This window comes from Kerstersia gyiorum (assembly GCF_048595715.1).
In the GTDB taxonomy this organism is placed as follows: Bacteria; Pseudomonadota; Gammaproteobacteria; order Burkholderiales; family Burkholderiaceae_B; genus Kerstersia; species Kerstersia gyiorum.
Genome location: NZ_CP169556.1, coordinates 2075771 through 2101121 on the forward strand (window position 1 = coordinate 2075771; position 25351 = coordinate 2101121).

Consider the following 25351-nt stretch of genomic DNA (forward strand, 5'->3'; position numbering starts at 1 on the left):
CCGGCCTGCCAGGCCAGTTCCTGGCGGTTCAATTACCGGCGGATTCCCACTTGCGGCGTTCCTGCCGATTCAGCACTGCACCCTTGCGCGGGCCGGGAAATACTACGCTGAAACGCGTGCCCGACAGGGCCGGCCGGCTTTCCAGGCGCCACCAGGCGCCATGCGCTTCTGCAATTTCCCTGACGATGGCCAGGCCCAGCCCTGCCCCGCCCGGCACCGCCGACGGCCCACGATAGAATGCCTCGAAGATTTTCTCCTGTTCTTCGGGCGCCAGGCCGACTCCGTCATCCTCCACCACCAGCACCGGTGGCGTGCTGCCGATGCGCAGCCGCAGCATGGTCGCACCCGTCGCGTAGCGCAGTGCGTTATCTATGAGGTTGCCAAGAAGTTCGTCCAGCAGCAACGGGTCGCCATCTATCCAGACCGGGTGCGGGGGCGCGCTCAGGTCCAGCTCCAGTCCGGCTTCCCTGGCCTTGCCCAGCCAGCGGGCGCCACTGTGCCTGGCCCATTCGCACAAATCCATGGAAACGAAGCTGTCCTGCGGCCGCACGCCCGGGTCCACCCGCGCCAACACCAGCAATTGCTGCCCAAGCCGGATCATGCGGTCAGTCACCGACTTGATGCGCCGCGCCCGCGCCTCGATGTCCTCAGGTAAAGAGCGGGCCAGCATCAACTCGGATTCCAGTTTCAGGCCGCTCAGGGGGGTGCGGAACTGGTGCGCCGCATGGCCGATGAAACGCCGCTGCGCTGCCATGGAAGCATCCAGACGCGCCAACAATTCATTGGTGCGCTCCACCAACGGCACGATTTCCAGCGGCAGGTGATTCGACGGCAAGGGCTGAAGATCCTCGGCGCTGCGCTCACCCAGTGATTCAGACAGGTCGGTCACCCCTTTCAGGCCGGAGCGCACACCGACAACCAACACCCAGCCGAACAGCAGCAAAGACGCCAGTTGTCCCGCCACCATGAACCAGAACACGTCTTCCAACACCCAGCTGGAAGCATCCAGCTTATGTGTCAGTACCCAGGTAGCACCGATATCCACGCAGACCAGCGCCAGGATGGGCGGTAGCAGGCGCACCAGCAGATGGCGTGCCAACGAGCCCCGGCGCAGGATGCTGCCGCGCGCGTCCGGTTTGCTGCTTACTCGCTGCATGGCTCCAGCACGTAGCCAAAGCCGCGCACCGTCTGGATACTGACGCCGCAACCTTCCAGGCGCTTGCGCAAGCGGTAGACATAGACCTCGACGGCGTTCTCGCTGAAATCAGCATCCCAGGCAGACAAGGAATTGACGATCTGGCGCTTGGTGACGACCTTGCCCAGACGCGTCATCAACATTTCCAATACGGAAAACTCGCGTGCCGACAGCCCCAGGCGTTCGCCCTGGGCCCGCACTTCGCGGCCCACGGTATCCATGGACAGCAGACCAGCCTCCAGCAAGGGCTGCGCCTGACCGAGGCGGCGGCGTGCCAGCGCACGCACGCGAGCGGCCAGTTCAGCCAGCTCGAAAGGCTTGACCACGTAATCATCGGCCCCGGCATCCAGGCCCTGCACTCGGTCGCCCAGGCTGTCGCGCGCCGTCAGGATCAATACCGGTACATCATCGCCCGCCGCGCGTATGCGTTGCAGGATATCCAAACCATCGGCATCCGGTAGGTTGAGATCCAGCACCAGCAAATCATAGGAATGCCCATCCAGTGCACTCTGCACCTGGGTACCGTTCTGCAGCCAATCAACCGCATAGGCCTGGTCCTGCAGGAATTCCCGCAGCGCATGGCCCAGCGTGGCATCGTCTTCTATCAGGAGTACTCTCATGTGATGAATTCTATCCGAAGGCTTGCAGGCGGGACATCAAAACGAAACACCCCGGAAACGGGAAAACGTTTCCGGGGTGTTTTTCCGGCAGGCCGGGCCGCCTGGGCTGCCCGGCTGTCATGTTCCGACCGGCGCCCATAGTGCCCCGATGGAGCCTGCCTCAGTGTGCCGCGTGCGGCGCAGCCTCGGCCGGAGCGCCTTCGGCAGCTTCTGCAGCAGCCGAACCTGGCGCACCAGGCTGGGTGATGAAACCGATACGGGCAATACCGGAGCGGCGGGCGCTGGCCATCACACGCGCCAGGGTTTCATAGCGGGTGTTCAGATCGGCGCGGATACGCACTTCCGGTTGCGGACGCTCGTGCGAGATGGACGCGAAGCGGCCAGTCAAGTCATCCAGCAACACGATCTCATCATTCCAGAACACCACGCCGCCAGCATCAATCGCAAGGTCGATGGTCTTGGGATTTTCTTCGATCTGCTCGGAACTGGCCTGCGGCAGGTTGATGCGCACCGAGTGCGCCAGCAAAGGCGCGGTGATGATGAAAATAACCAGCAAGACCAGCATCACGTCGATCAACGGAACCATGTTGATTTCAGACATGGCATGGCCGCTGCCCTGCTTGCTGTCAAAGCTGCCGAAAGCCATCAGTTGGCTCCTTTGGTTTGTGCCGCAGCCTGGCCGCCACGGCGCTGCAGTGCACGCAGCTTGCCGTCGGAGAGCTCAACTTGCTGGCCGGTGCTCAGGAAGGCGAAGAGATCGTAGGCAAAGGCATCCAGGCGCGACAACAGCACGCGGTTGCTGCGCACGAAGGCGTTGAACGCCAGCACGGCGGGAATGGCGACGGCCAGGCCCAGGCCGGTCATGATCAGCGCCTCGCCGACCGGACCGGCGATGCGGTTGATCGTCATGCCATCGGACATGCCAATGCCGACCAGCGCGTGATACACGCCCCACACCGTACCGAACAGACCGACGAACGGTGCGGTAGAACCCACCGATGCCAGTACCGTCAGGCCATTTTCCAGTTTGGCGGTTTCTTCGTCGATAACCTTGCGCATGGTGCGGCTGACGAAATCGCCGTTGCTGCCGGATTCTTCCAGCTTGGTGGCGCCGTACTTGGCATGATGCTTCTGCGCATAGACCGCGTGACTCGTCAGGTGCGAGAACGGGTCGTTGGCGCCGTGGGTAATGATTTCATTTTCGACCTGCTCCAGCGAGCTGGCATTCCAGAACTTGTCGAGGAAAGAACGGGCGCGCTTGCGGGTACGGTAGTTGGAAATCGCCTTGACGACGATCAGGTACCAGCTGATCAGGGACATCACCAACAGGATGATGAACAGCGCCTTGCCCACAACGTCGCTCTGGGCGACGAAGTGCAGGAAGCCCATGCTTTGCTCGGCAGCAGCAGCGCCAGCATTGGCGGCATGCTGGCCCAGCGAGCTGGCCATGTCGGCGCCCGACTGCAACGCCGTGCCGGCTTGGGCTGCCGCGGCATCGGCGCCGGTCTGCAGGGCAGCACCGGCTTGCTGGACTGCGTCAGCGCCAGATTGCAAGGCTGCACCAGCCTGGGCAGCAGTGGCATCGGCACCTGCCTGCAGGGCCTCGCCCGCCTGGGCGGCCTGGGCCGCGGCGACATTGGCGCCTCCCTGGACGGCAGTCGCGCCGGCAGCGGCTGTACCCGCATTGCTCGCCGCATCCGCCGCCGGCGACACCTGCGCCAACACTTGGGCCAACGTCGTCGGCGTAATCAAGGTATCGGACATCTTATTTCCTCATGACAAATACTTATTGGTCGCTTGCCGCTGCGGCGTGCTGCGATCCGATTGGATTAAAAACCAGCGGCATCCCTCCCGACAGGGAAGGACGCCTGAACTCAACGCCTGTTTCTCAGGACGAAATCGAACGGGATATCAGCCATCGCCGGGTACGGAACACCGTTTTCGGTGTATGGCTTGAAACGCGATTTGCGCGCTGCCGCCAAGGCCGAACGATCCAGGCGTTCGAATCCGGACGATTGCTGCACCTGCGCATCCTCGACCTCACCGTTGGTGTTGATCAGTACGCGGATCACCACCCGACCCTGCTCGCGGCGCTGCTGCGACGCTTGCGGGTAATCCGGCAGCGGCCGGCGTCCGAGGTAATCCACGTGACCGATCATGCGCGGCTGGTCTGGCGGTGTGCCCATTTGCGGGCCGCTGGGCGTGCCTTTCGCATCGGGATCGCCGCTGGGCGGCAGATCCGACGGCGGCGCATCCGACGGCGGCGCGTCTTCCACCGGCTCCTGCACCGGCGTCACGGCAGGCGGTGCCACGGGCTTGGGTTTGGGTTTCGGCTTCGGTTGGGGCTTGACCTTGGGCGCTTCCTCAACGACAGGCGGCTTGATGTCAGGCTCGGGCTCGACCACGGGTTCCGGCTCGGGGTCGGGTTCGACCTCAGGCTCATCGGGTTCGGGCTCAGGCTCGGGTTCGGGTTCGACTGGGGGCGGTGGCGGCGGCGCCGGCGGCGTGTCAGCCTGAGGTGCCTTGGCCAATTGTGGATCCGGGCTGATATCCACGAAGCGCACCATGACGGCTTCGGGCTCTTCCTGTACCGGGGGTTCCCCCTCAGCCAGGAAAAGCACGCCGAACAAGGCAGCATGCAAGGCAACCACAGCCACACCGGCACCTACACGCAGGCCAATCGGGTAGCGCTGCGTGGACCAGTTGTTTATGTTATGAAGCATGAAAAGGAAACATCGCTTAGCTGGCGGCTGTCCGCCCCCATGACAGAGAAACAACCTGAGAAAGACATTCAATCAGGCAAGTGAAAATTGTAAAATAAATGGGACTTATTCACAACTCGATATCCCACTTGAAATACAAAAGTGGTCAATTCCGTAAAGTTTCTCTGGCCCGACAAAAGCAGAATCCGGACATTCTGAGGCTATCTTGATTAATAGACAAGTCCGATTCTCATACGCGAAATCAAAAAAGCCACCCGTCGACTGCCAGTATTGACCGGCAACGGGTGGCTTTTTGCCTGGCCCTGGCCACCTTCGGCGCGCCAGGGCAACAGTACATCAGGCGCTGTGTTGCGGCAGGACACCCGCAGGCGCGTCGCGGCGATCCGCCTCTGAGTCCAGGTCAGATACCGGTGCACTGGCGAGGATATCCGGCACCGGCTCGCCGTCCAGCACAGCATGCAGGCGTTCCTGATCCAATTCACCTTCCCAACGGGCCACGACAATGGCTGCGACGGCATTGCCGGTCAGGTTCGTCAACGCACGGCATTCCGACATGAAACGGTCGATACCGAGAATCAGGGCCATGCCGGCAATCGGCACACTCGGCACGACCGACAGCGTTGCCGCCAGGGTAATGAAACCGGCCCCCGTCACACCAGCCGCCCCCTTGGAGCTAAGCATGGCAACCAGCAGGAGCAGCAATTGCTGCTGTAGCGTCAACGGAATATCACAGGCTTGCGCAATGAAAAGCGCCGCCATCGTCATATAGATATTCGTGCCATCCAGATTGAATGAATAGCCCGTGGGAACCACCAGGCCCACCACCGATTTGGCACACCCTGCCCGCTCCATTTTCTGCATCAAGGTTGGCAATGCCGCCTCAGAGGAACTCGTCCCCAACACCAGCAGCAGCTCTTCGCGGATGTAGCGCAACAGCTTCACAATGGAAAAGCCGTTGTAGCGCGCCACGGCGCCCAGCACGAACAATACGAAAAACACCGACGTCAGGTAAAAGGTCACGACCAGCAAGGCCAGGCTGGACACGGATTCGATGCCATATTTGCCGATGGTGAAGGCCATGGCACCAAAGGCACCGATCGGAGCCGCCTTCATCAGAATCGCCACCAGGCGGAACACCGGGCTCATCAGCGATTGCATGAAGGTCAGTACCGGCTTGCCACGCTCGCCCACCATGGCCAGCGAAATGCCGAACAGCACCGATACGAACAGGACTTGCAGGATATTGCCGGTATTGAATGGGCTGATCAAAGTATCGGGAATGATACCCATCAGAAAGGCGGTGATGGTGCTGTCATGGGCCTTGTCCACATAGCCCTGCACGGAGGCCGGGTCCAGTGACACCGGGTCAATATGCATGCCATGGCCGGGCTGCACCAGGTTGCTGACAATCAGGCCCACGATCAGCGCCAGCGTGGAGAACGTCAGGAAGTAGATCATGGCCTTGCCTACCACCCGCCCAACCTTCTGCAGGTCGCTCATCGCGGCGATACCCGTCGTCACTGTCAGGAAAATCACCGGCGCGATGATCATCTTTACCAGCTTGATGAAAGCCTCCCCCAGGGGCTGCATTTTCTCACCGATATCGGGCCAGAAATGGCCCAGCAGAATGCCTATCGTGATGGCCACGATGACCTGGACATAAAGAATTTGATAGATTTTTGGCCTGCGCACGGGCGCGCTGCCACCGATGAAAATATCGGCCATGTCGTTTGTCCCCTTTCTGGTTTCGACTGTCCTGGCGCGTCTGTTTTTTAGCGGCGCGCCTCTTGCCCAAAGGATGCTTAGTCCGCAGCGAACGGTTTTTCCGCTGCGCCGTGTTCCGCCTGATGGCGTACATGCAAGACCAGGGCCTGGCACTTGCTTACGCGCACTTAAGCAATTCCCGTGCCAACAGCAGGGAAATCCGAACAGCACCTGAAAAACCGCGCCAGAAGTGGGTCTTGATAAAACGACAGCGCGAGCGGCAAGCCGCCCACGACACCCGGAGCATGAAGATATGTGCGAAAATCCACACAATAAATTTCAGAAAGTGCGATTTTTCACACAACCATGTCTCAACCACCTGCGGGCCTGCACCCGCCCTCTTCCCAGGACATGTCCGGGCTCGCCCGGCGTTTGCGGCGTGAATGGCTGGTGCTGGGCGTGGCTGCATGCGTGGCGCTGGTTCTGGCCTTCTGGCTGGCCGGCAACGCCAGCCGGACACAGACGCTGGCTGCATTGCAGGAACGGTTGGACAGCCTGGCGCACAGCCAGGCCGATGTCATCAGTAACATCCGCAAGAAATACCGTGCGCTGCCGTTCGTGCTGGCACAGGATCCGGAATTCCGTCACGTGCTGTCCGGCCAGTCCGGTGCCGATGCCGTCCAGGCGCTCAACCACAAACTCGAGCGCCTGGCGCAGGAAACCGGCGCCAGCGTGTTGTACCTGGTCAATGAACAAGGCGAGACCCTGGCTGCAAGCAACTGGAACCGGCCTGAAAACTTTGTCGGCCAGAATTTCCTGTTCCGGCCATATGTCACCCAGGCATTGAAAACCGGGCAGGCCGAATATTTTGCCCTGGGAACGTCCAGCCATCGTCCCGGCCTTTATTTTTCAAGACGCCTGGAAATGCCGCAGGCGGCCACGGCCGGCGTCATCATTGCCAAGCTGGAATTCCTGCAACTGGAAGAGGAATGGCAACGCTACCAGGATGCCCTGTTCGTCACGGATGCCGATGGCGTGGTCATCCTGAGCAGCCGGCCAGAATGGCTGTTCATGACGGACGGCTCCCTGCCGGCGCCACGCCGCCAGGCTCTCATGTCGGCCCAGCCTTTCGGCGATGCCCCCTTGCAGGCGCTGCCGCTGCGCCGCCAGAACCAGGGCGGCGCAGCTTTGCTGCTGGATAATGCCGAAACCTATCTGGAAGACCAGGCAGGCATCGAAGACAGCCGCTGGACCTTGCATGCACTGGCCCCTACCCGCAGCCAGTTGGCCCGCCACACCACGACAGCGAGGCTAACAGCGATACTGGCAGTCGTTGCCCTGCTGGCGCTGGCTGCGCTGTGGCTGCAACGCAACCAACGGGCCCGGGAGCATGCCGCGCAGCAGAGCAACCAGCGCCGCGAACTCGAACGCCTGGTTGAGGAACGCACGGAAGCGCTGCGTCATGCCAACCGCCAGCTGGAAAATGAAATGAAGGCGCTGCAGGCTTCCCGGGCACGGGCGCGTGAACTGCGCGAGCAGCTGGAGCAGGCAGACAAACTGTCTTTTCTCGGCCAGATTGCCGCTGGCGTGGCGCATGAAATCAATCAGCCTGTGGCAGCCCTGCGCATGTATGCGACCAACAGCCGCACCTACGTGGAACGCCGCGACCCGGATGGCATCTCGCGTACCCTGGACGCCATAGACAAGCTTACCGACCGCATCGGGCTGATCACCTCGCAGCTGTGCCACTATTCACGCAAGACTGAAGAGGAAAGCGCGGACATCAGCGTCCGCGAGGCGCTGGACAATGCCTTGTTGCTCCTGGCCCATCGCGCCAGACGCCAGGGTGTAGAACTGGATATCCATGGCGTGCCGCCGAATCTCAGCGTACGAGCCGCGCAAGTCCGGCTCGAACAGGTATTCACCAACCTGATACGCAACTCCCTGGATGCGCTCGGCGAGCAGCCCGGCGGCCGCATCGTCATGCATGCCTGTGCCAGCGATGGTGTGGCGGAAATTCATTTGCAGGACAACGGCCCAGGCATTTCTGCGGAAATGCGCGCCCGCCTGTTCATGCCCTTTGCCTCGGGACGCAGCGAAGGGCTCGGACTGGGCCTGTTGATCTCGCACGACATCATCCACGCCTTCGGCGGCAAGCTGGAAGAACGTTCCCAGCCCGGCGCAGGCGCCCATTTCGTTATCACTCTGCCGCTCAGCCTGTCATGACTCCGCCCCTGCACATCGCCTTCATCGACGACGACCCCGACCTGCTCGCGGCAACGGTCCAAAGCCTGGAACTGGCCGGTTTCGAGGTCACGGCATTCAACAATGCCCAGGAAGCCCTGGAGCAGCTGCCACCCGACTACCCCGGCGCTGTCATCAGCGACATCCGCATGCCCGGCATGAACGGCATCGACCTGTTCCGCCTGCTACGCACCCGCGACCCGGAATTGCCGGTCATCCTCATTACGGGCCACGGCACCATTGCCATGGCCGTGCAGGCCATGCAGGAAGGCGCCTACGATTTCCTCACCAAGCCTTATGCGCCGGATCAGTTGCTTACGGCTGCGCGCCACGCCGCCACGCAACGCCGCCTCTGTATGGAAAACCGCGCCTTGCAACAAACGTTGCAAACCGATGCGGGCGGCCCTCCCTTGCTGGGCGATTCCGCAGTGATGGCCAGGCTGCGCAACACGCTACGCCATATCGCCGACGCCGACGCCGACGTCCTGATCGAGGGTGAAACCGGCAGCGGCAAGGAAGTCGTGGCAACCTTGCTACACCGCTGGAGCAAGCGCGCACCACATCATCTGGTAGCAGTCAATTGTGGCGCACTACCTGAAAACATCATCGAAAGCGAGCTGTTCGGCCACGAAGCCGGCGCCTTTACCGGCGCGCAGAAACGCCGCACCGGTTTGATCGAGCATGCCAGCCGGGGCACGCTGTTCCTGGACGAAATCGAAAGCATGCCGTTGGCGGCTCAGACCCGCCTGCTGCGCGTGCTGGAAAACCGCAAAGTGCAACCGCTGGGCAGCAACGAGGAACGCGCCGTGGACCTGCGCGTCGTGGCAGCCAGCAAGGTCGACCTGGGCGACCCTGCGCAGCGCGCGAACTTTCGCGCGGACCTGTATTACCGCTTGAATGTCATTACCCTGCGCCTGCCGCCGCTGCGCGAGCGCAGGGAGGACATCCCGCTGCTATTTGCCCATTTCTGTGCACTGGCGGGCAGGAAGTTTTCACGCCCTGCTCCGCCGCCTGATGCGCAAACCCTGGCCCAGCTGGAAATGCATGACTGGCCAGGCAATGTCCGGGAACTGGCTCATTACGCCGAGCGTCACGTGCTGGGGCTGACGCGGCACGAGACCATGCCTGCACTGCCGGCAGGACTGACGCTGCCGGAACGCATGGAACGCTATGAAGCACAGGTGATCAGGCAAACGCTGCTTGCCTGTCGCGGCAGTGTCAAGGACACGATTGCCGCGCTGGGAATACCGCGCAAGACTTTCTACGACAAGCTGCAGCGCCATGGCATACAGCGCAGCAGCTTTGCGGACAACGGCAACGCTGGCGATACACCGGACTAGACCCGCCGATGAGGCCACGCCCGGCGTATGGGATCAAGCCTGTTGCGGGCTGTAGATATCCTTGAGCGCGGCAATCAACTGGCGGACGCGCTCATCGTCGATACGATAGTAGAGGGTTTGCGAAGCGCGGCGATAGGTCACCAGGCCTTCTTCGCGCATGCGCGCCAGGTGCTGCGACAGGGCTGACTGGCTGAGATCCAGATGTTCAAGCAGGCTGCCTACCGACATTTCCCCGTTTTCTATCAACAGGCAAAGCACCAGCAAACGGCGCGGGTTGCCTGCGGCGCGCAACAACGCCGCGGCCTGTTCGGCGTCGGCATCCAGGAACTGGCACAGCGCTTTGGCTGCCAAGCTACCGCCCTTGCCCTTGGCGGCGCCGGGGCGCGGACTGGGGTCCGCATTCCGGCCTTGGGCTTCTGCAGCGGAGTGGGAGGCCGGAATAGCGGCTTCTTCACGCTGTACGAGATCTTCACGTGGGCTGATCGTCATGATGATATTGAGACAGACAATTCTGTAGTGTTTAACTGAGCCTCAATAATAGCTGCACCTGAACTTATGTGCATCCTTTGCTGCACATGATCGCGCAATGCCTGCAGCGGGTGGCGTGTCTCGTAGGGCGAGAAGCGCTTGACCTGGCTGCGACAGGAGTAACCATCGGCCAGCACCCTTGAAGTCGCGCCATTGCTAATTAAGACAGGTTCCCAGGACTGCGAGAAAATGACGCGCGAGGTCTCCTGGTTACGCGTTTCGTGGCCATAAGTTCCTGACATTCCGCAACATCCGCTTGCTTGCACTTTCAGAATAAGCCCAAATCGCTCGAATACTTTTTGCCATACCGCCACACTTGCGGGGGCATTGGTTTTTTCCGTGCAGTGCGCCATGAGCAGATACGGCTGTGCATCCACCACCGCGCCAGCCTGGGGTTCCGGCACCACATCCAGCAACCATTCCTGTGGCAGGCGGACATCAGGCGCGGCATCCCCCAGCAAGCGCAAGTACTCCTGCCGGTAGGTCAGCGTCATGGCCGGGTCCAACCCCACCAGCGGCACGCCAGTATCTGCCAACGCCTTGAGTCGGGCCGCATTGCGACGCGCCGCTTTTTCAAAACCCTTCAGAAAGCCTTGCACCTGCATGGGCTTGCCATTGGGCATGAAAGGCGCCAAAAAGATCCTGAAGCCCAGCAGGGACACCAGCGCCAGCCAGTCTGCCAGCACACCGGTATCGAAATAGCGCGTGAAAGCGTCCTGCACCAGTACCACACTGCGCGCGCGTTCCGCCGGGCTCAGGGCCGCCAATGCCTGCGGCGTGGCCATTGCCACACGCCACTGCCGTTTCAGGGCACCAAAGTCGCGGGTGTCGAGCAAGGGGCTATCCGACAGGCCGGCGGTGCGCGCCAGCAGCTTGCGGGTCAGCCCTGCCCCCATGACGGCGTTGTAGGCCTTGGGATAACGCGCCAGGGTCGGCACGGTGGATTCCAGAGAACCGACCAGGTAATCCTTCATCGGACGGAAGTAGCGGCTGTGGTAAAGCTCCAGAAAACGCGCGCGGAATGCAGGAACATCCACCTTGATGGGGCACTGCCCGCTACAGGACTTGCACGCCAGGCAACCCGCCATGGCATCGTAGACCTCATGCGAAAAATCCTGCTCGCCGCGCCAGCGGCGCCAGGCATTGCCCGCCTTGGCCGGCAAGCTGCGCCAGAGCGGCTGGCGGCGCGCCACTTCGGCGCTTTGCAGCACATCCACGCCCTCCTTCTGCTGGCGCCAGAGCCATTCGCGCATGAGCGATGCACGGCCCTTGGGCGATTGCACCCGGTCGCGCGTCGCCTTCCACGACGGGCACATGGCATCGTCCGGGTCATAGTTGTAGCAGGCGCCATTGCCATTGCAATGCATGGCCGCGCCGTAGCTGCTCCATACGCGCTCGTCGATTTCCCGGTCCCGCTCGCCGCGCAGGGGCACGCCGTCGATGCGCAGCAAGGGCTTGGTTGCCGCCGTGGGCGTGGCGATCTTGCCCGGATTCAACTGGTTGCGCGGGTCGAACGCCGTTTTCAGCGATTGCAGCAAAGGATAGAGCTCGCCGAAGAACTTGGGCGCGTATTCCGAGCGCACCCCCTTGCCGTGTTCGCCCCAGAGCAGTCCGCCGTAACGCTGCGCCAGCGCCGCCACTGCATCGGAAATCGGGCGCAGCAAGGCCGCCTGGGCTGGGTCCTTCATGTCCAGCGCCGGGCGCACGTGCAGCACGCCTGCATCCACGTGGCCGAACATGCCATATTGCAGGCCATGACTATCGAGCAGCGCACGGAATTCGGCAATGAATTCCGGCAGGTTTTCCGGCGGCACGGCCGCATCCTCCACGAACGGTTGCGGCCGGGCTTCGCCCTGGGCGTTGCCGAGCAGGCCGACGGCGCGTTTGCGCATGCCGTACACCTTGGTGACATTCTCGCGCCCCTCGGCCAGCGTATAACCCAGGCGCTGCACGCTGTCATCGGTACGCAGCACGTCCAGGAAGCGATCCACCATGGTTTGCAGCGCTACAGGGTCGTCATCGCTGAACTCAACCAGGTTGATACCCAGCGCCGGCCCGCTTTCCTGTTCCGGGAAAAATTCAGCCACGCCATGCCAGACGATATCCTTCATCGCCAGGCCCAGCACCTTGGAATCCACCGTTTCTATCGAAAGGGGCTCAGTCGCCATCAGTGCACGCGCATCCCGCAAGGCATCCATGAAGCCGGCGTACTGCACATTGACCAGTACCGAATGCTTGGGGATAGGCAATATATTGAGCGTCGCCTCCACCACAAACCCCAGCGACCCTTCGGCGCCGCACAGCACGCTATTGAGGTTGAAACGGCCATCCGTCTCGCGCAGGTGGGCCAGGTCATAGCCGGTAAGGCAGCGGTTCAGCGGAGGAAAACCCGCCACGATCCGTTCGCGATGACGGTCGAAGATATCCTTGGCCACCCGGTGCACCAACCCGGCACGGCCCGGCAAGCCGCAACGCCTTGCCAGCTCATCATCATCGACCACATGGCTGGCGATCCGCTGGCCGCCCAACAGAACGTAATCCAGCTCCAGCACGTGATTGCGCGTCTTGCCGTAGCGGCAGCTGCCCTGCCCGCTGGCGTCCGTATTGATCATTCCGCCCAGCGTGGCGCGGTTCGACGTCGACAGCTCCGGCGCAAAGAAAAAGCCCAGCGGCTTGAGCGCCGCGTTCAACTGGTCTTTTACAACGCCGGCCTGCACGCGCACGCGCCGGTTAGCGACATCAATATCGAGGATCTGGTTCATGTGGCGCGAAATATCCACCACGATCCCGTCCGTCAGCGACTGACCGTTGGTGCCGGTGCCGCCACCACGGGGCGTCAGCACCACCTGCTGGAATTCCGCCTGGTCCGCCAGGCGCGCCAGCCGCTGCACATCCTCCGCATGGCGCGGGAAGACGGCGGCCTGGGGAAAGCGCTGATACACGGAGTTATCCGTGGACAGCACCGTCAGCATGGCGTCATCACGAGCAATATCCCCTTCGAAGCCGCTGCGAGCCAGCGCATCGAGGAAAGCATGGCAATGGTGAGCGAGCTTGCGCTCTACAGGGAGGGTAGCAATCATGGGCTTGACCTACCGGATGCGCGAGCCCAGCCATCGTCAGGCGGACGCCGGCGCCACGATGCAATCTTCCGCAACCGGCACACCGGCCCGGGCGGGGCGTGCGCGCGTGCCTGGGCAGCGCATCCGGACAATAATGAATGATAAATGTGAATGAATCGCAACTGAGCGGAAGGGATTCCCCGCCATCGGCCGCAATCCTTTGCCATCCACTGGGTCGCTGAGAAAAACATCAGGCAAGACAGGGGATATGCGCGCTATTGTGCGGCGTCGCGGATAGAATGCAAAATGGATTTTATGCCCGATTTGCATGAGTTTTATGAATGAATCCTCGTAAACTGACACCATCCATGTCGCTGTTGACGGCCTTTGAGGCATCCGGCCGCCACCTGAGCTTCACCCGCGCCGCCGAAGAATTGGGGCTGACACAAAGCGCCGTCAGCCGGCAAGTGCAGGCGCTCGAGCAAACCCTGGGCATCAACCTGCTGACGCGCCATGGCCGGCAAATCGAATTGACGGCCGTCGGCGCCCTCTACCTGCGCGAGCTGGCCGCCGGCCTTGGCCGCATCCGCAGCGCCACCCTGCAGGCGCTCGCGCACGAATCCGGGCAAGGCTCACTGCACCTGGCCGTACTGCCTACCTTCGGCTCCAAGTGGCTGATGCCGCGCCTGGCGGATTTCCATGCCCAGCATCCCGGCATCATGATCCACCTGCATTCACGCATTGCGCCGCCCGACTTCAATGCCAGCGAGCTGGACGCCGCCATCTGCGCCGGTAGCGGCGCATCCCCCTGGCCCGACCTGCGCGCCCATGCGCTGCAAGCCGAGCACTTTGTCGTCATTGCCAGCCCTGACACCGTTCCTTCTGCCGGCCAGGCCAGGCCTGAGGATATCGTTGCCTATCCCTTGCTCAGTATTACTACTCGACCAGAAGCCTGGAGCGAATGGTTCGACAAGCACGGCCTGGAGCACCGGCGCATGCGCATGGGCCCGAGCTTTGAGCTGACCGGACACTTGATACAGGCCGTGACGGCTGGCCTGGGTATCGGGCTGGTGCCACAGGTGCTGGTCACCGAGGAACTGGCCAGCGGACAGCTCGTGCAACTGTTCGAGCCGGTGCAAAGCAAACGCAACTACTTTCTTGTGTACCCACCGCGAAATGAACACCTGCCTTCGCTGCAGACATTCCGCAATTGGCTGTTGCAGGATTTCGCCGCCCACGACAACCGGAATCCGGCATAGACCGCAATCCAGGCACTCATAGAATAATGGCGGCCATATCAGTGAAAACCCTTGGGCGCTTTTATAATTCCCAGGCTCCCTCCTCCTTGCGCACATATGGAAACCACCTCTCCTCCAACTCCCGGCTGGCGTGACTGGCTGCCGGTCGTCAGCCTGGCCTTGGCCGCTTTCATCTTCAACACCACGGAATTCGTCCCGATCGGCCTGCTGCCGGATATCGCACGCAGCTTCGACATGGACGTGGCCCACACAGGCCTGCTGCTGACAGGCTACGCCTGGACGGTCGCCATCCTGTCGCTGCCGCTGACACTTCTGACTGCCGCGCAGGAACGGCGCCGCCTGCTGCTCGTCCTGTTTGCCATCTTCATCGCCAGCCATATCCTGGCAGGCTTTGCATGGAGTTTTTCCTCGCTGATGGCGGCACGCATCGGCATTGCCTGTAGCCACGCCATCTTCTGGTCGATATCCATTCCACTGGCGGTGCGCCTTGCCCCTGAAGGCAAACAGGCCAAAGGCCTGGGCCTCATCGTGACAGGAAGCTCGCTGGCCACGGTGCTGGGCGTGCCCCTGGGCACGCTGCTGGGCCACCAGACCGGCTGGCGTATCACCTTCATGTGCATCGCCGGCATCAGCCTGCTTGTCATGCTCACGCTGCGTCGCCTACTGCCGCCACTGCCCAGCACCAACCCGGCCCCGCTGAAAAACCTGCCCACCGTGCTCAAGCGCCCGGCGCTGCTGCAAGCGTACCTGCTCACGCTTATCATCGTGACCGGCCACTTCACCGCCTATACCTATTTCACACCGTTCATGACCCGTGTCGGCGGGTTCAGCGAAAACTTCGTGGTATCCATGCTGCTAGTTATCGGCGGTGCCGGTATTCTCGGCACGCTGATCTTCACGCGCCATGCGCCGCGCCACCCCTTCGAAGCCTTTGCCGGTCCCCTGGCCGTCTTGCTGCTCTGCCTGCTTGCCCTGAACTTCGCCGCTGCCACGGCCGTCACCACCACGCTACTCTGCATGGTGTGGGGCGCATCCATGACCATCGTTTACCTGGGCCTGCAATCCAAAGTGCTTGCCAGCGCACCGGATTCCGCCGATGTCGCCACTTCGATCTACTCCGGAATATTCAATATCGGTATCGGCGGTGGCGCGCTCATGGGCAGCACGGTATTGCTGCACTACGACATCAACAGCCTGGGCACGGTCGGCGGCCTGTTCATTGCCTTTGCACTGACCATGACGATTTTCGTCTGGCGCCGCTACTGGCAAACCAAGCCCGCCTGAGCCCCTGGCCGGGTGCCGGATGCAGCATCAACACGCCGGCCCTGGCCGGCATTTTCATTGCCGCGAGAATTCATCTGCGCCGAGGAACGGCATGACCAACTGGCCGGCGAAATAATTAAGGACTATATTTATCCAAACAGAAATAAATCCGGCCACCACGAATGCCACCAGGAGACAAACCGAGAATGAACACACAGAACAGCCTACCAGGCTTGCAGCATGTCGATCATGTCAGCCTTACCGTGACCGATATGGATGCCGCTTCTGCCTTTTATTGCAGCACCTTCGGTGGCATCGAACTCTACCGGCTCGGTCCCTTCGACGCGCGTGAATTCCCCCGACAGCCCGACGGCCGGGACTGGACACTGGCATATCAGAATGTTGCCGATGCCCGCTTCCAGATCGCCATGCTGGCGCTGGGCCCCAACCTGATGCTGGAGCTGTTCAGCTTCACTCGCCCCGACGACCGCGCCACCCACCTTCCGCGCAACTGCGATCCAGGTTTCGGTCATATCGCCTTCAAGGTCCGTGACCTGGATGCGGCCATTGAATTCCTGCGACAACGCGGGTTGCCTCTCATGGAAGGACCGATAGTCATCAGTGACGGCCCGTGCGCGGGCCTGCGCGTGCAGTATTTCCTGGACCCCTTCGGCAACCAGCTGGAATTGGTCGAATACGGGCACCTGCCATTCATGGACGCGACGACAGCTGCCTTGTACGCCCGCAACCGCTGACGCCGCATCGTCCTGACACTTCGCCAGGCAGTCACTTCGCTGTGGCCGCCCGGCGGCACAGGCGAAATAGGCGCTTCGGCGGCAGCCAGGAAACGGCGAAATGACGAAACGCCATGTGCGCACCTCGCCCGTTCTTCCGTTGCGTATCCTACCTACGGTTGTTTCCTGCGTAGCGCCTGTTCAAGTTTTTCACGTCCACCATTCATCAACCACGAACGCAACGAGACGAGTTCAGGGTTGATTTCTCGCATCAGATCCAGGTCTACCCGCTCCGCAAGAGGACCATCTTCCAGGCTGGATGCCATGTGCGCCAGATCGGCATTGGCTGCCAGCACCTCATCAGGGAATCGGGTATAGCTAATAGGCCGGCCAGCGGCCTCGGAAAAGGCAGCTTCCAGCTCGCGGCCTGTCACGCGGTCGCTGGCGATCTTCAGCGTCATCCTTGCAAACCGGGCCTTGTCCGCGAACATGGCGGCAACGATTTTCCCTATGTCTTGCACGGCGGTCAGCTGGATCGAATGATCGCGTTGGATCAAGGAAACCAGCCGCCCTTCATCAAGGCCAAAGCCTGGACGCACCAGCATCTCCATGAAAATCATGGGGCGGACGATGGTTGCCGCGAGCGGCAGTTTACGGACATGCGCTTCGATACGAGGCTTGGCGTCGAAGCGCGGCACACCTGTCAGTTCGTCTCCAGCGCTAGCGCCTGAAGAGTAGATGAAATGATCGACGCGAAACTTTGCCGCAAGATCCGCGACACGCGTTCCATAACGGACTTCATCTTCTGCCGACAGATTGGCTGGCATCACGCAGAAGACGCCATGTATATCTTTCATTGCCGACGCGATGACATCTGTCTCTTGCAATGCCCCTTGCACGAGTTCGGCTCCTGCTTCGCGCAACGCGATTGACGCAGGCTCGGATGGGTCTTGCACAAAAGCGCGCACTGGCCAGCGGGCCTTCAGCAGCGCCTTGGCCACTGATCCGCCTTGCCGACCGGTGGCGCCGAGAACCAGGATGGGGCGATGGACGTCGTTCATGATGCCGTTCACAAAAAAGGGGAATGTCGTATTCTTTCCCCTATCCCTGAATTGCGGAAGACGGCACTTTTTTGAACCTCGGGCACAAAAATGAAACTTAGGAATCACGCAGGATCAGACGGCATCAACGGGAAACACGCAGGTTATTCATCCTTCCAGCCTATTCCCTCCAATGGAATCTGCACGCGACTCGGTGACAAATGGACCGTACAGGTCATCTGGCGCCTTGCCATCGCGGGCGATCATCGGCTGCGATTTTCCGAGATAAAGCGTGAGGTGGAAGGCATCACCCAGCGCATGCTGACGCTGACCCTGAGGAACCTTGAACGAGATGGCTTGGTAGAACGCCACTATTTTCCCGAAGTGCCTCCACGCGTCGAGTATGAAATCACGGAGCTGGGCCAGAGCATGCTTCGTGCGCTGGAAGGCATCAACTCGTGGGTTAGAGAAAACCTTCCTCGTGTCGAGCAATTACGCCAAACTTACGATGCCAACCAATGCTGATATATATCGGACTGGCAGCCCTTACGAGAACCAGGGTAGCTAGGGCAGCTTGGCAATCACCTTGATCTCAAACTGGAATCCGTAAAGCCACGTCACGCCGATCCCGGTCAGAGCGGGGTAAGGCGCCTCCCCCCAATATTCTGGAAAAACACTCCAGATAGCCTCAAGGTTCGACTCGGGATCGACAACAAAGAGGGTCACGTCGACCACGTCGCTGAACGTGCAGCCCGCAGCCATGAGAACGGCATTAAGGTTATCGAATGCCAACCTGACCTGTGCTTTTAGATCTTGCTCACACGAGCCACCCGCGCGGCTTCCAACCTGCCCCGAGACAAATAGGAAGCCGTTGGACTTGATGGCCGGTGAATACCGATTACGTTCATAGAGCGCCTGCCGACCTGGGGGAAAAACGGCTTCACGTGCTGTCATGTCTGTACCTCTGCAATGGGGGGCAGGCCAGAACCACAGTGACGCAACTCGTGCAGCAGCTGGAAGCTCGCCTGCGCGTCAAGTTGCTCCATCGCACTACCCGCAAGCTCGGTGTGACTCCCGATGGAGCGGTCTACTACGAGCGCGTCATCCGCCTTCTGGCGGACATGGACGATGCTGAAACCAGTTTGTCCAATGCAGCAATTACGCCCAGAGGACGGCTGCGCGTGGATGTGCCCAGCCCGCTGGCGCGCCTCGTCTTGGTGCCAGCGCTACCGACCTTCCACACACGCTACCCTGATATCCAGTTCGACATGGGCGTGAGCGACCGTGTCGTGGACCTGATCGGCGACAACGTGGACTGTGTCTTGCGCGGAGGCGAAATCAAGGACCAATCGCTGATCGCACGCCATGTCGGCGACTTGCCAATCGGCGCCTACGTGGCACCGAGTTATGTCGAACGCCTGGGCATCCCTGCGCATCCGCGAGAGCTGGAAAACACCGGCCATCGCATAGTGGGATTCTTGTCCTCACGTACCGGAAGAGTCGACCCTCTGGCACTGCACTGTGGGAGTGAACGTATTGAAATCAAGAGTAGCTATGTACTCGCAGTGGATGACGGCAATGCCTACCTCGAAGCCGGCTTGGCTGGATTAGGCGTGATTGCGCTGCCACGCTATATGGCGGCCGCACATCAAGCTCGTGGTGCCTTGATTCCGTTATTTGAGCAATGGCGTTTCAATCCCATGCCCCTGTATCCTCGCCCCTTGATTCGCTCCTCCTGCAACGGCATCTGTCGCATGTCGCAATGCCACCGACTTGTTACGGCGAAACGCCTTGCTGCCGTCCTATTTGCCGCGCTATCAGCAAAAAACCCGCGCTGTCATCGCCGTGAACCGCGGCGCAACTTTGCAGCTGATTCCTTGTTCAGGCGCGCGGCCTCTTTTTCCGCGTATTCGCGTTCGCCTGGCCCGTAAGCGCAGGCGCTGGGGTCCGCCTCGCAATTGCCACCACGATCGCTGCTGCGGTCCGAGCTTCCCAGGCCGATGACTGAGCAACCGGAAGCCAACAGGACCAGAAACGCCAATCCAGCGGCTCGGCCGTAGCGCAGGGATACATGCATATTCAACTCCATCAACAAGATACCAGCGATACTTATAGCAGATTGTCTTGTTGGACGACGCCGCTCTGCGCCACGTTCTTGCAACGGAATATGGCCGTAGTCACATACCTGCAAAGCACACCAGCCCCTGCCGCAGCCCCGCCATAGCGCATGCTGCCACGCCACCCCTGCTGCATAAAACAAAAAAGGCACTCCGGAGACTCCGGGTGCCTTTCAGTATTGAATTCTGGTGGATGTTGACGGGTTCGAACCGCCGACCTACGCCTTGTAAGGGCGCCGCTCTACCAGCTGAGCTAAACATCCATCCGCGCTGGATGCGATGGCTTGCAGGTAGTGACTCCATACAGCCTTCGCGTCACAGCGAAAGCGAGCATTATACATGTAAGTATAGTGCTCGCCAAGCGCGATTTAGTTGACGGCGTCTTTCAGAGCCTTGCCCGGACGGAACTTGGGCACCTTCGCGGATTCGATCTTGATGACCTCGCCGGTGCGCGGGTTGCGGCCCGAACGCTCGGAACGCTCGGACACGTCGAACGTGCCAAAGCCAACCAGCGTTACCGAATCACCTTGCTTGAGGGCAGCCTTCACGGCCTCAACGAAAGCGTCAAGCGCACGGCCGGCAGCAGCCTTGGAGATGTCTGCTTCACCGGCAATGTGGTCGATCAGTTCGGTCTTGTTCATTTAGAAATTACCCCTCATTAGGTATGAAGTTGTCGTTACGCGAAGCAGGCATCCTGTAGGCAGAAGCTGCTCCCTTTACAGCGCAGCCGGCCGCCGGTCCCGTCTAGATGGGCCGCCAGTCGGCATACCAGCTTATCGCAGACGCAGATGCGTATTAGGCCTTGGGGCAGACGGCACTGTCAAGAAAAAAAATGCCGCCAGCCCTGGCCCGCAACGCCCTTCGGCACTGCGTTCAGACGTCCTGGAGACCGGCTTGTGCTGCCGCCAGCCCCTGGTCGAAATCAGCAATCAGGTCCTCTTCCTCCTCGATGCCGACCGAAACCCGGATCAAACTGTCCGCAATCCCCATCTCCGCACGGCGCGCCGCGCCCATTTCATAATAAATGGTATGGGCCGCCGGTAGTGCCAGTGTGCGGGTATCACCGAGGTGAGTCGAGAGGGCAACAACCCTCAAGTGGTTAAGGAATGTAAAACAATCCAGGCCCGGCGCCAGCTCGACCCCCATCAGCGCCCCAAAACGGCCCTTGAACAGCGCCTGGGCGCGTTCGTGCTGCGGGTGCGATGGCAGGCCAGGGTAATGCACCCGCGCCACCAGCGGATGATGCTCAAGGAAGCGCGCCAACGCCAGTGCGTTGGCGCAGGCCTTGTCCATACGCAGAGAGAGCGTCTCCGCGCCCACGGCGATGCGGTGCGCCGGCTCGGCCGCCAGCGTGCCGCCCATGTCTCTCAGGCCTTTTTTCTTGACCTGCAACAGCCCCCAGCCCAGGGAATCTCCCTGGCGGTAGCTGTCGAAAATATTCGGGTAATCCTTCCAGTCGTAGCACCCCGTGGCAGTCACTGAACCGCCCAGCGCATGGCCGTGGCCACCGATGTACTTGGACAACGAATTCATCACAAGCGCTGCGCCAGCATCCTTGCCACGGAACAGCCAGGGCGAAGTCAAAGTGTTGTCTACGACATACACCAGGCCGCGTGCGCGGCAGATTTCACCGATAGCCAGCAGGTCGGCGATCTGCGTACCGGGGTTGGCAATGGTTTCCGTGAAGACCATGCGCGTCTCCGGCCGCAAGGCCGCCTGCACGTTGGCAGCGTCCGTTGCATCCACCAAAGTCACGTCCACGCCCATTTCGTTGAGCGTCAGGAACAGGCTATTGGTATTGCCAAAAATATGCCGGCTGGAAACGAGATGGTCACCCTTGCGCAGCAAGGTCGTGAAGATGGCTGCCAGCGCCGCCATCCCGGTCGAGAACGTCACGGTTGACTGGCCGCCTTCCATGGCCGAGAGCTTCACCTCCAGCGCCTGCGTCGTCGGCGTCCCCTGGCGAGCATACGTAAAGCCGGACTTGCCCTGGAACACCTCTGCCAGCTCCCTGGCGTCGGCATAGGCATATTCCGACGACGTATGCATGGGTTTATGAACCGCGCCATGCTCGACATTGGAACGCCTGTCGGCATGCAGGATGGTGGTGGTAAAGCCTTGCTGCTTGGTCATTTTCGGTAGTGAGCCGCCTGCGGCGGCCGTCAAACGGGAAGATATGCCGATAGTTTACGCCTGCTGGCGCTGGCGCACGGACTCGTACAGGCAGACCGCGCTGGCGACGCTGACATTCAGGCTTTCCACCGCCCCCAGCATGGGAATGTTCACCAGATGATCGCAGGTTTCACGCGTCAGGCGGCGCATACCCTCGCCTTCCGCCCCCATGACCCAGGCCGTAGGCAGGCGCGCATCCACAGCATGGATGGCATCCGTGGCCTGGTCATCGGTGCCGACGACCCAGATGCCCCGCTCTTTCAGGCCTCGCAAGGTGCGCGCCAGGTTGGTCACCATGATGTACGGCACCGTATCGGCGGCGCCGCAGGCCACGCGCTGGACCGTGGCATTCAGGCCAACGGCGCGGTCGCGGGGCGCGATCACGGCATGCACGCCCGCCGCATCTGCGGTGCGCAGGCAAGCGCCCAGATTATGCGGATCAGTGACGCCATCGAGCACCAGCAGCAAGGGCGGCCCTTCGATTTCGTCCAGCACTTCGTCGATATCCACGGCCAGCACGCGAGTGTCAGCCAGGGCCACGATGCCCTGGTGACGCAAGCCCTTGGCCAGGCCGTCGAGCCGTTCGGCCGGCACGCCATGCGCGGCACTGCCGGCCCGCTTCACCTGTTCCAGCAACGCTGCCATCCGCTTGTCGCGGCGCTGCGCGTCGTAATACACCTCTTTCACCGAATCCGGCGCATGGCGCAGACGCGCTGCCACCGCATGGAAACCTGCCAAAACCTGTACATCTGCTGCCATATCAACGCCTCTTGCGTCCAGCCTGTTTGGCGGACTGTTTCTTAGCCTGGCCCGTCGCCCGTTCCGCCCTCAGCGCTTTCGCGGCTGCGGCGCGGCGTTGCGAAGCCGTTCCTTTCAATTCTGCGGGCTTGGGTGCCGCTGCCTTGCGGATGCGCCGGGGCTCTTCATCCCCACTCTTGCGCGCCGCCTTGAGCAAGGCGTCGTAGCTGGTGCTTTTTTCCAGGCGGAACTCAATGCGTCGGGCTTCCAGGTCGACCCGCGCCACCTGAACCTGCACGGCATCCGTCAGGCGGTAGCGCATGCCGGTGCGCTCGCCACGCAACTCGTGCAGGGCTTCGTTGAACTGGAAGTACTCTGTCCCCAGCTCCGATACGTGCACCATCCCTTCCACATGCAGGCCGTCGAGCGTTACGAAGATGCCGAAGCTTGCCACGCCCGTCACGCGGCCGCTGAAGCTTTCGCCGACGCGCTCCTTGACGAACCAGCACTTGAGCCAGGCCTCAACGTCGCGTGACGCTTCGTCCGCGCGGCGTTCCGTCGCCGACAGCATCAGCCCCAGGCGCTCCCAGGTATCGTGCTCTTGCGCACGCTTCTCTCGTACCGTGGTTGCCGGCATCTTGCCTTCCAGATGCGGCACGTAGCGCTTGCCTTCCAGCAGGCTCTTGATCACCCGGTGCGTCAGCAGGTCGGGATAGCGCCGGATCGGCGAAGTGAAGTGGGTATACGAGGAATACGCCAGACCGAAGTGCCCGACGTTGTCCGGGCCGTAGATCGCCTGTTGCATGGAGCGCAGGCACATGGTCTGCAGCAGGCCATAATCAGGACGCGAACGCACCGATTCCAGCAAGGCCAGATAATCCGCAGGACGTGGTTCGTCGCCACCGCCCAGTGTCAGCCCCTGCAGGCGCAGGAATTCACGCAGGGCCTGCAAGCGCTCGTTGCTGGGGCCTTCGTGGATACGATACAGCCCAGGATGCTTGCTGCGCTGCATGAAGTCCGCCGCGCAGGTATTGGCCGCCAGCATGCATTCTTCGATCAGCTTGTGCGCATCATTGCGCACCATCGGCACGATTTGCTCGATACGCCCCAGTGCATTGCAGACAATACGGGTTTCGACAGTATCGAAATCAATAGCGCCGCGCTTCACGCGCGCCTGCGCCAGCAGGCGATAGAGTTCATACAGCGATTGGACATCCGCCAGGCGATCGCCCAGCACACGGCCCGCCGGGCCTTCAGGATGTTGCAAGCCTTCCCAGACCTGGTTATAGGTCGTACGGGCGTGCGAATGAATGACCGCGTTATAGAACTGGTAAGCCGTCACCTGGCCGGCCTTGGCGCCACTGGCCGGAATCACCATGTCGCAAACCAGCACCAGGCGGTCAACGCCCGGGTTCAGCGAGCAAATTCCGTTGGACAGCGCTTCGGGCAGCATGGGAATCACGCGGCGCGGGAAATACACGCTGGTACCGCGTTCACGCGCGTCCACATCCAGCGCATCCCCTTCCCGCACGTAATGGCTGACGTCGGCAATCGCGACCAGCAGCCGCCAGCCCGGACGACGGCGCTTTTCCGTGCCCAGCTCTATGGCTTCCGCATAAACAGCATCGTCGAAGTCGCGCGCGTCTTCGCCGTCAATCGTAATGAAGGGCACGTCGCGCAGGTCGAAGCGTCCCTTCAAGTCGGTACGTCGCACGCTGTCCGGCGTGCGCTCGGCCTGGGCCGCGCCGGCATCAGAAAAATCGACAGGTACGTCGAACTTGCGCACGGCAATTTCAATCTCCATGCCCGGATCGTCCACCTGCCCCAGCACCTCCACCACCCGGCCCAGCGGCTGGCTGTGGCGCGAGGGCTGCGCGATGATTTCAACCGTGACCACCTGGCCCGGTTCCGCGCCCCCAGTTTCCGCCGGCGGCACGAGAATATCGTGCTTGATGCGCTGATCCTCGGGCACGACGATATTCACGCCGCTTTCATTCAGGAAGCGCCCCACCAGGCGATTGGTGCGGCGCTCGAGCACCTCGACAATCACCCCTTCCGGCTTGCCCCGGTATTCGCCCGTGGGTTTGACCAGCACACGGTCACCATGCAGCACCTTGCGCATTTCACGCGGCGAGAGGAATAAGTCCTGGCCGCCGGCGTCAGGCACCAGAAAGCCGAAGCCATCGCGATGGCCTTGCACCCGCCCGGCAACAAAATCCAATTTATTGGCCAGCAGCAGCACCCCTTTGCGGTTGGTGTGCAGTTGGCCATCCCGTTCCATCGCCGCCAGGCGACGATCGAAACCCCGGCGCGTGGCTTCGCGCACCACGTTCATTTGCCGCGCCAGTTCATCCGGCGTCAGGGGTTCTCCGACAGCGCGCAGCGCTGCCAATAATTTCTCGCGGCTGGGTACATCCGGATCGAAATCCGGAGGCAGCGGCACGCCTGTCGTGGCCGGCACAGCGGCCTGTGTCGCCGCATCCGCGGCCGTTCTACGGGGCCTTGGCCCACTTTTTTGCGTTCGATTTGCCAAAATAAAAAATTCTCTTCTATAATGCGCAGCTTCCGCAGTTTAGCGCACTGTTCTACGACAGTCGCTAAACGAGCTGCAAAAG

At 61.4% G+C, this 25351-nt stretch carries 20 protein-coding genes, 1 tRNA gene and 1 pseudogene; 7 read left to right on the forward strand and 15 right to left on the reverse strand.

The features are described from left to right. Positions 1-28 precede the first annotated feature (28 nt). The 6 genes from ACEW7X_RS09210 to ACEW7X_RS09235 all read right to left on the reverse strand — a co-directional run bounded on the left by ACEW7X_RS09210 (position 29) and on the right by ACEW7X_RS09235 (position 6263). Complete coding sequence (locus ACEW7X_RS09210) at positions 29-1156, reverse strand: sensor histidine kinase (RefSeq protein WP_068369590.1); 1128 nt, start codon at positions 1154-1156, stop codon at positions 29-31. Further along, complete coding sequence (locus tag ACEW7X_RS09215; protein ID WP_068369593.1) at positions 1144-1815, reverse strand: response regulator; 672 nt, start codon at positions 1813-1815, stop codon at positions 1144-1146. Before ACEW7X_RS09215 ends, ACEW7X_RS09210 begins: the two co-directional genes overlap by 13 nt. Positions 1816-1975: 160 nt before the next feature. Further along, complete coding sequence (locus ACEW7X_RS09220) at positions 1976-2461, reverse strand: ExbD/TolR family protein (RefSeq protein ID WP_068369596.1); 486 nt, start codon at positions 2459-2461, stop codon at positions 1976-1978. Continuing rightward, the gene (locus tag ACEW7X_RS09225; protein WP_415358763.1) at positions 2461-3528 is read right to left on the reverse strand and encodes a MotA/TolQ/ExbB proton channel family protein; all 1068 of its coding nucleotides are present in this window, start codon (positions 3526-3528) and stop codon (positions 2461-2463) included. Before ACEW7X_RS09225 ends, ACEW7X_RS09220 begins: the two co-directional genes overlap by 1 nt. 161 nt (positions 3529-3689) lie before the next feature. Continuing rightward, a complete protein-coding gene (locus tag ACEW7X_RS09230; protein WP_068369599.1) occupies positions 3690-4538 on the reverse strand; it encodes an energy transducer TonB in 849 nt (282 codons plus the stop codon). A 336-nt stretch (positions 4539-4874) separates the two neighbouring features. After that, positions 4875-6263: a dicarboxylate/amino acid:cation symporter gene (locus tag ACEW7X_RS09235; RefSeq protein WP_068369602.1), complete on the reverse strand. Its 1389-nt coding sequence runs from the start codon at positions 6261-6263 to the stop codon at positions 4875-4877. 345 nt (positions 6264-6608) lie between these two features. On the opposite strand from ACEW7X_RS09235, the gene ACEW7X_RS09240 reads away from it, so the two are divergent. Both ACEW7X_RS09240 and ACEW7X_RS09245 read left to right on the forward strand, forming a co-directional pair. Then, the gene (locus tag ACEW7X_RS09240) at positions 6609-8468 is read left to right on the forward strand and encodes a sensor histidine kinase (RefSeq protein WP_420177101.1); all 1860 of its coding nucleotides are present in this window, start codon (positions 6609-6611) and stop codon (positions 8466-8468) included. After that, the gene (locus ACEW7X_RS09245; RefSeq protein ID WP_420177102.1) at positions 8465-9826 is read left to right on the forward strand and encodes a sigma-54-dependent transcriptional regulator; all 1362 of its coding nucleotides are present in this window, start codon (positions 8465-8467) and stop codon (positions 9824-9826) included. Before ACEW7X_RS09240 ends, ACEW7X_RS09245 begins: the two co-directional genes overlap by 4 nt. A 33-nt stretch (positions 9827-9859) precedes the next feature. On the opposite strand, the gene ACEW7X_RS09250 is transcribed toward ACEW7X_RS09245, so the two are convergent. Next, positions 9860-10177: an ArsR/SmtB family transcription factor gene (locus ACEW7X_RS09250; RefSeq protein WP_068370037.1), complete on the reverse strand. Its 318-nt coding sequence runs from the start codon at positions 10175-10177 to the stop codon at positions 9860-9862. Between the two features lie 134 nt (positions 10178-10311). Next, a complete protein-coding gene (locus tag ACEW7X_RS09255) occupies positions 10312-13434 on the reverse strand; it encodes an FAD-binding and (Fe-S)-binding domain-containing protein (protein WP_420177103.1) in 3123 nt (1040 codons plus the stop codon). Positions 13435-13754: 320 nt separating this feature from the next. On the opposite strand from ACEW7X_RS09255, the gene ACEW7X_RS09260 reads away from it, so the two are divergent. The 3 genes from ACEW7X_RS09260 to ACEW7X_RS09270 all read left to right on the forward strand — a co-directional run bounded on the left by ACEW7X_RS09260 (position 13755) and on the right by ACEW7X_RS09270 (position 16690). After that, positions 13755-14672 carry a LysR substrate-binding domain-containing protein gene (locus ACEW7X_RS09260; RefSeq protein WP_127774367.1) on the forward strand — a complete coding sequence of 306 codons (918 nt, stop codon included), beginning with the start codon at positions 13755-13757 and terminating at the stop codon, positions 14670-14672. Positions 14673-14768: 96 nt separating this feature from the next. After that, positions 14769-15956, forward strand: a complete 1188-nt coding sequence (locus ACEW7X_RS09265) for a sugar transporter (protein WP_134838455.1) — start codon at positions 14769-14771, stop codon at positions 15954-15956. A 185-nt stretch (positions 15957-16141) separates the two neighbouring features. Then, a complete protein-coding gene (locus tag ACEW7X_RS09270) occupies positions 16142-16690 on the forward strand; it encodes a VOC family protein (protein ID WP_420177104.1) in 549 nt (182 codons plus the stop codon). A gap of 152 nt (positions 16691-16842) precedes the next feature. On the opposite strand, the gene ACEW7X_RS09275 is transcribed toward ACEW7X_RS09270, so the two are convergent. Further along, positions 16843-17730: an NmrA/HSCARG family protein gene (locus ACEW7X_RS09275; RefSeq protein ID WP_278858760.1), complete on the reverse strand. Its 888-nt coding sequence runs from the start codon at positions 17728-17730 to the stop codon at positions 16843-16845. Positions 17731-17820: 90 nt separating this feature from the next. Here ACEW7X_RS09275 and ACEW7X_RS09280 point away from each other — a divergent pair, with 90 nt between their 5' ends. Further along, positions 17821-18234, forward strand: coding sequence for a winged helix-turn-helix transcriptional regulator (locus ACEW7X_RS09280; protein ID WP_420177105.1), 414 nt, complete (start codon positions 17821-17823; stop codon positions 18232-18234). Between the two features lie 39 nt (positions 18235-18273). On the opposite strand, the gene ACEW7X_RS09285 is transcribed toward ACEW7X_RS09280, so the two are convergent. Continuing rightward, positions 18274-18663: a RidA family protein gene (locus tag ACEW7X_RS09285; RefSeq protein ID WP_420177106.1), complete on the reverse strand. Its 390-nt coding sequence runs from the start codon at positions 18661-18663 to the stop codon at positions 18274-18276. Positions 18664-18689: 26 nt separating this feature from the next. Between ACEW7X_RS09285 and ACEW7X_RS09290 the strand changes: the two are divergent. Further along, positions 18690-19421 (forward strand): annotated as a pseudogene (locus ACEW7X_RS09290) (LysR substrate-binding domain-containing protein); the annotation flags it as partial. A gap of 592 nt (positions 19422-20013) precedes the next feature. On the opposite strand, the gene ACEW7X_RS09295 reads toward ACEW7X_RS09290, so the two are convergent. The 5 genes from ACEW7X_RS09295 to rnr form a co-directional block, all read right to left on the reverse strand. Beyond that, a tRNA-Val gene (locus tag ACEW7X_RS09295) sits at positions 20014-20089 on the reverse strand. A gap of 105 nt (positions 20090-20194) precedes the next feature. After that, positions 20195-20467 carry an HU family DNA-binding protein gene (locus ACEW7X_RS09300; protein ID WP_068369645.1) on the reverse strand — a complete coding sequence of 91 codons (273 nt, stop codon included), beginning with the start codon at positions 20465-20467 and terminating at the stop codon, positions 20195-20197. A 232-nt stretch (positions 20468-20699) separates the two neighbouring features. After that, the gene (locus ACEW7X_RS09305) at positions 20700-21959 is read right to left on the reverse strand and encodes a cystathionine gamma-synthase family protein (protein WP_420177107.1); all 1260 of its coding nucleotides are present in this window, start codon (positions 21957-21959) and stop codon (positions 20700-20702) included. A gap of 54 nt (positions 21960-22013) precedes the next feature. Continuing rightward, entirely contained in the window at positions 22014-22757 is a 744-nt protein-coding gene (gene rlmB / locus ACEW7X_RS09310; protein WP_068369651.1) for a 23S rRNA (guanosine(2251)-2'-O)-methyltransferase RlmB, read from the reverse strand. Between the two features lies 1 nt (position 22758). Further along, positions 22759-25173 (reverse strand): ribonuclease R, encoded by a 2415-nt coding sequence (rnr, locus tag ACEW7X_RS09315; RefSeq protein ID WP_420177922.1) that lies wholly within the window; start codon positions 25171-25173, stop codon positions 22759-22761. Positions 25174-25351 lie beyond the last annotated feature (178 nt).

Coding starts and splice junctions, on each gene's coding strand:
- ACEW7X_RS09210 (WP_068369590.1), bottom strand. CDS start 1,156: ATGCAGCGAGTAAGCAGCAAACCGGACGCGCGCGGCAGCATCCTGCGC.
- ACEW7X_RS09215 (WP_068369593.1), bottom strand. CDS start 1,815: ATGAGAGTACTCCTGATAGAAGACGATGCCACGCTGGGCCATGCGCTG.
- ACEW7X_RS09220 (WP_068369596.1), bottom strand. CDS start 2,461: ATGGCTTTCGGCAGCTTTGACAGCAAGCAGGGCAGCGGCCATGCCATG.
- ACEW7X_RS09230 (WP_068369599.1), bottom strand. CDS start 4,538: ATGCTTCATAACATAAACAACTGGTCCACGCAGCGCTACCCGATTGGC.
- ACEW7X_RS09235 (WP_068369602.1), bottom strand. CDS start 6,263: ATGGCCGATATTTTCATCGGTGGCAGCGCGCCCGTGCGCAGGCCAAAA.
- ACEW7X_RS09240 (WP_420177101.1), top strand. CDS start 6,609: ATGTCTCAACCACCTGCGGGCCTGCACCCGCCCTCTTCCCAGGACATG.
- ACEW7X_RS09245 (WP_420177102.1), top strand. CDS start 8,465: ATGACTCCGCCCCTGCACATCGCCTTCATCGACGACGACCCCGACCTG.
- ACEW7X_RS09255 (WP_420177103.1), bottom strand. CDS start 13,434: ATGATTGCTACCCTCCCTGTAGAGCGCAAGCTCGCTCACCATTGCCAT.
- ACEW7X_RS09260 (WP_127774367.1), top strand. CDS start 13,755: ATGAATCCTCGTAAACTGACACCATCCATGTCGCTGTTGACGGCCTTT.
- ACEW7X_RS09265 (WP_134838455.1), top strand. CDS start 14,769: ATGGAAACCACCTCTCCTCCAACTCCCGGCTGGCGTGACTGGCTGCCG.
- ACEW7X_RS09270 (WP_420177104.1), top strand. CDS start 16,142: ATGAACACACAGAACAGCCTACCAGGCTTGCAGCATGTCGATCATGTC.
- ACEW7X_RS09275 (WP_278858760.1), bottom strand. CDS start 17,730: ATGAACGACGTCCATCGCCCCATCCTGGTTCTCGGCGCCACCGGTCGG.
- ACEW7X_RS09280 (WP_420177105.1), top strand. CDS start 17,821: ATGAAACTTAGGAATCACGCAGGATCAGACGGCATCAACGGGAAACAC.
- ACEW7X_RS09285 (WP_420177106.1), bottom strand. CDS start 18,663: ATGACAGCACGTGAAGCCGTTTTTCCCCCAGGTCGGCAGGCGCTCTAT.
- ACEW7X_RS09300 (WP_068369645.1), bottom strand. CDS start 20,467: ATGAACAAGACCGAACTGATCGACCACATTGCCGGTGAAGCAGACATC.
- ACEW7X_RS09305 (WP_420177107.1), bottom strand. CDS start 21,959: ATGACCAAGCAGCAAGGCTTTACCACCACCATCCTGCATGCCGACAGG.
- rlmB (WP_068369651.1), bottom strand. CDS start 22,757: ATGGCAGCAGATGTACAGGTTTTGGCAGGTTTCCATGCGGTGGCAGCG.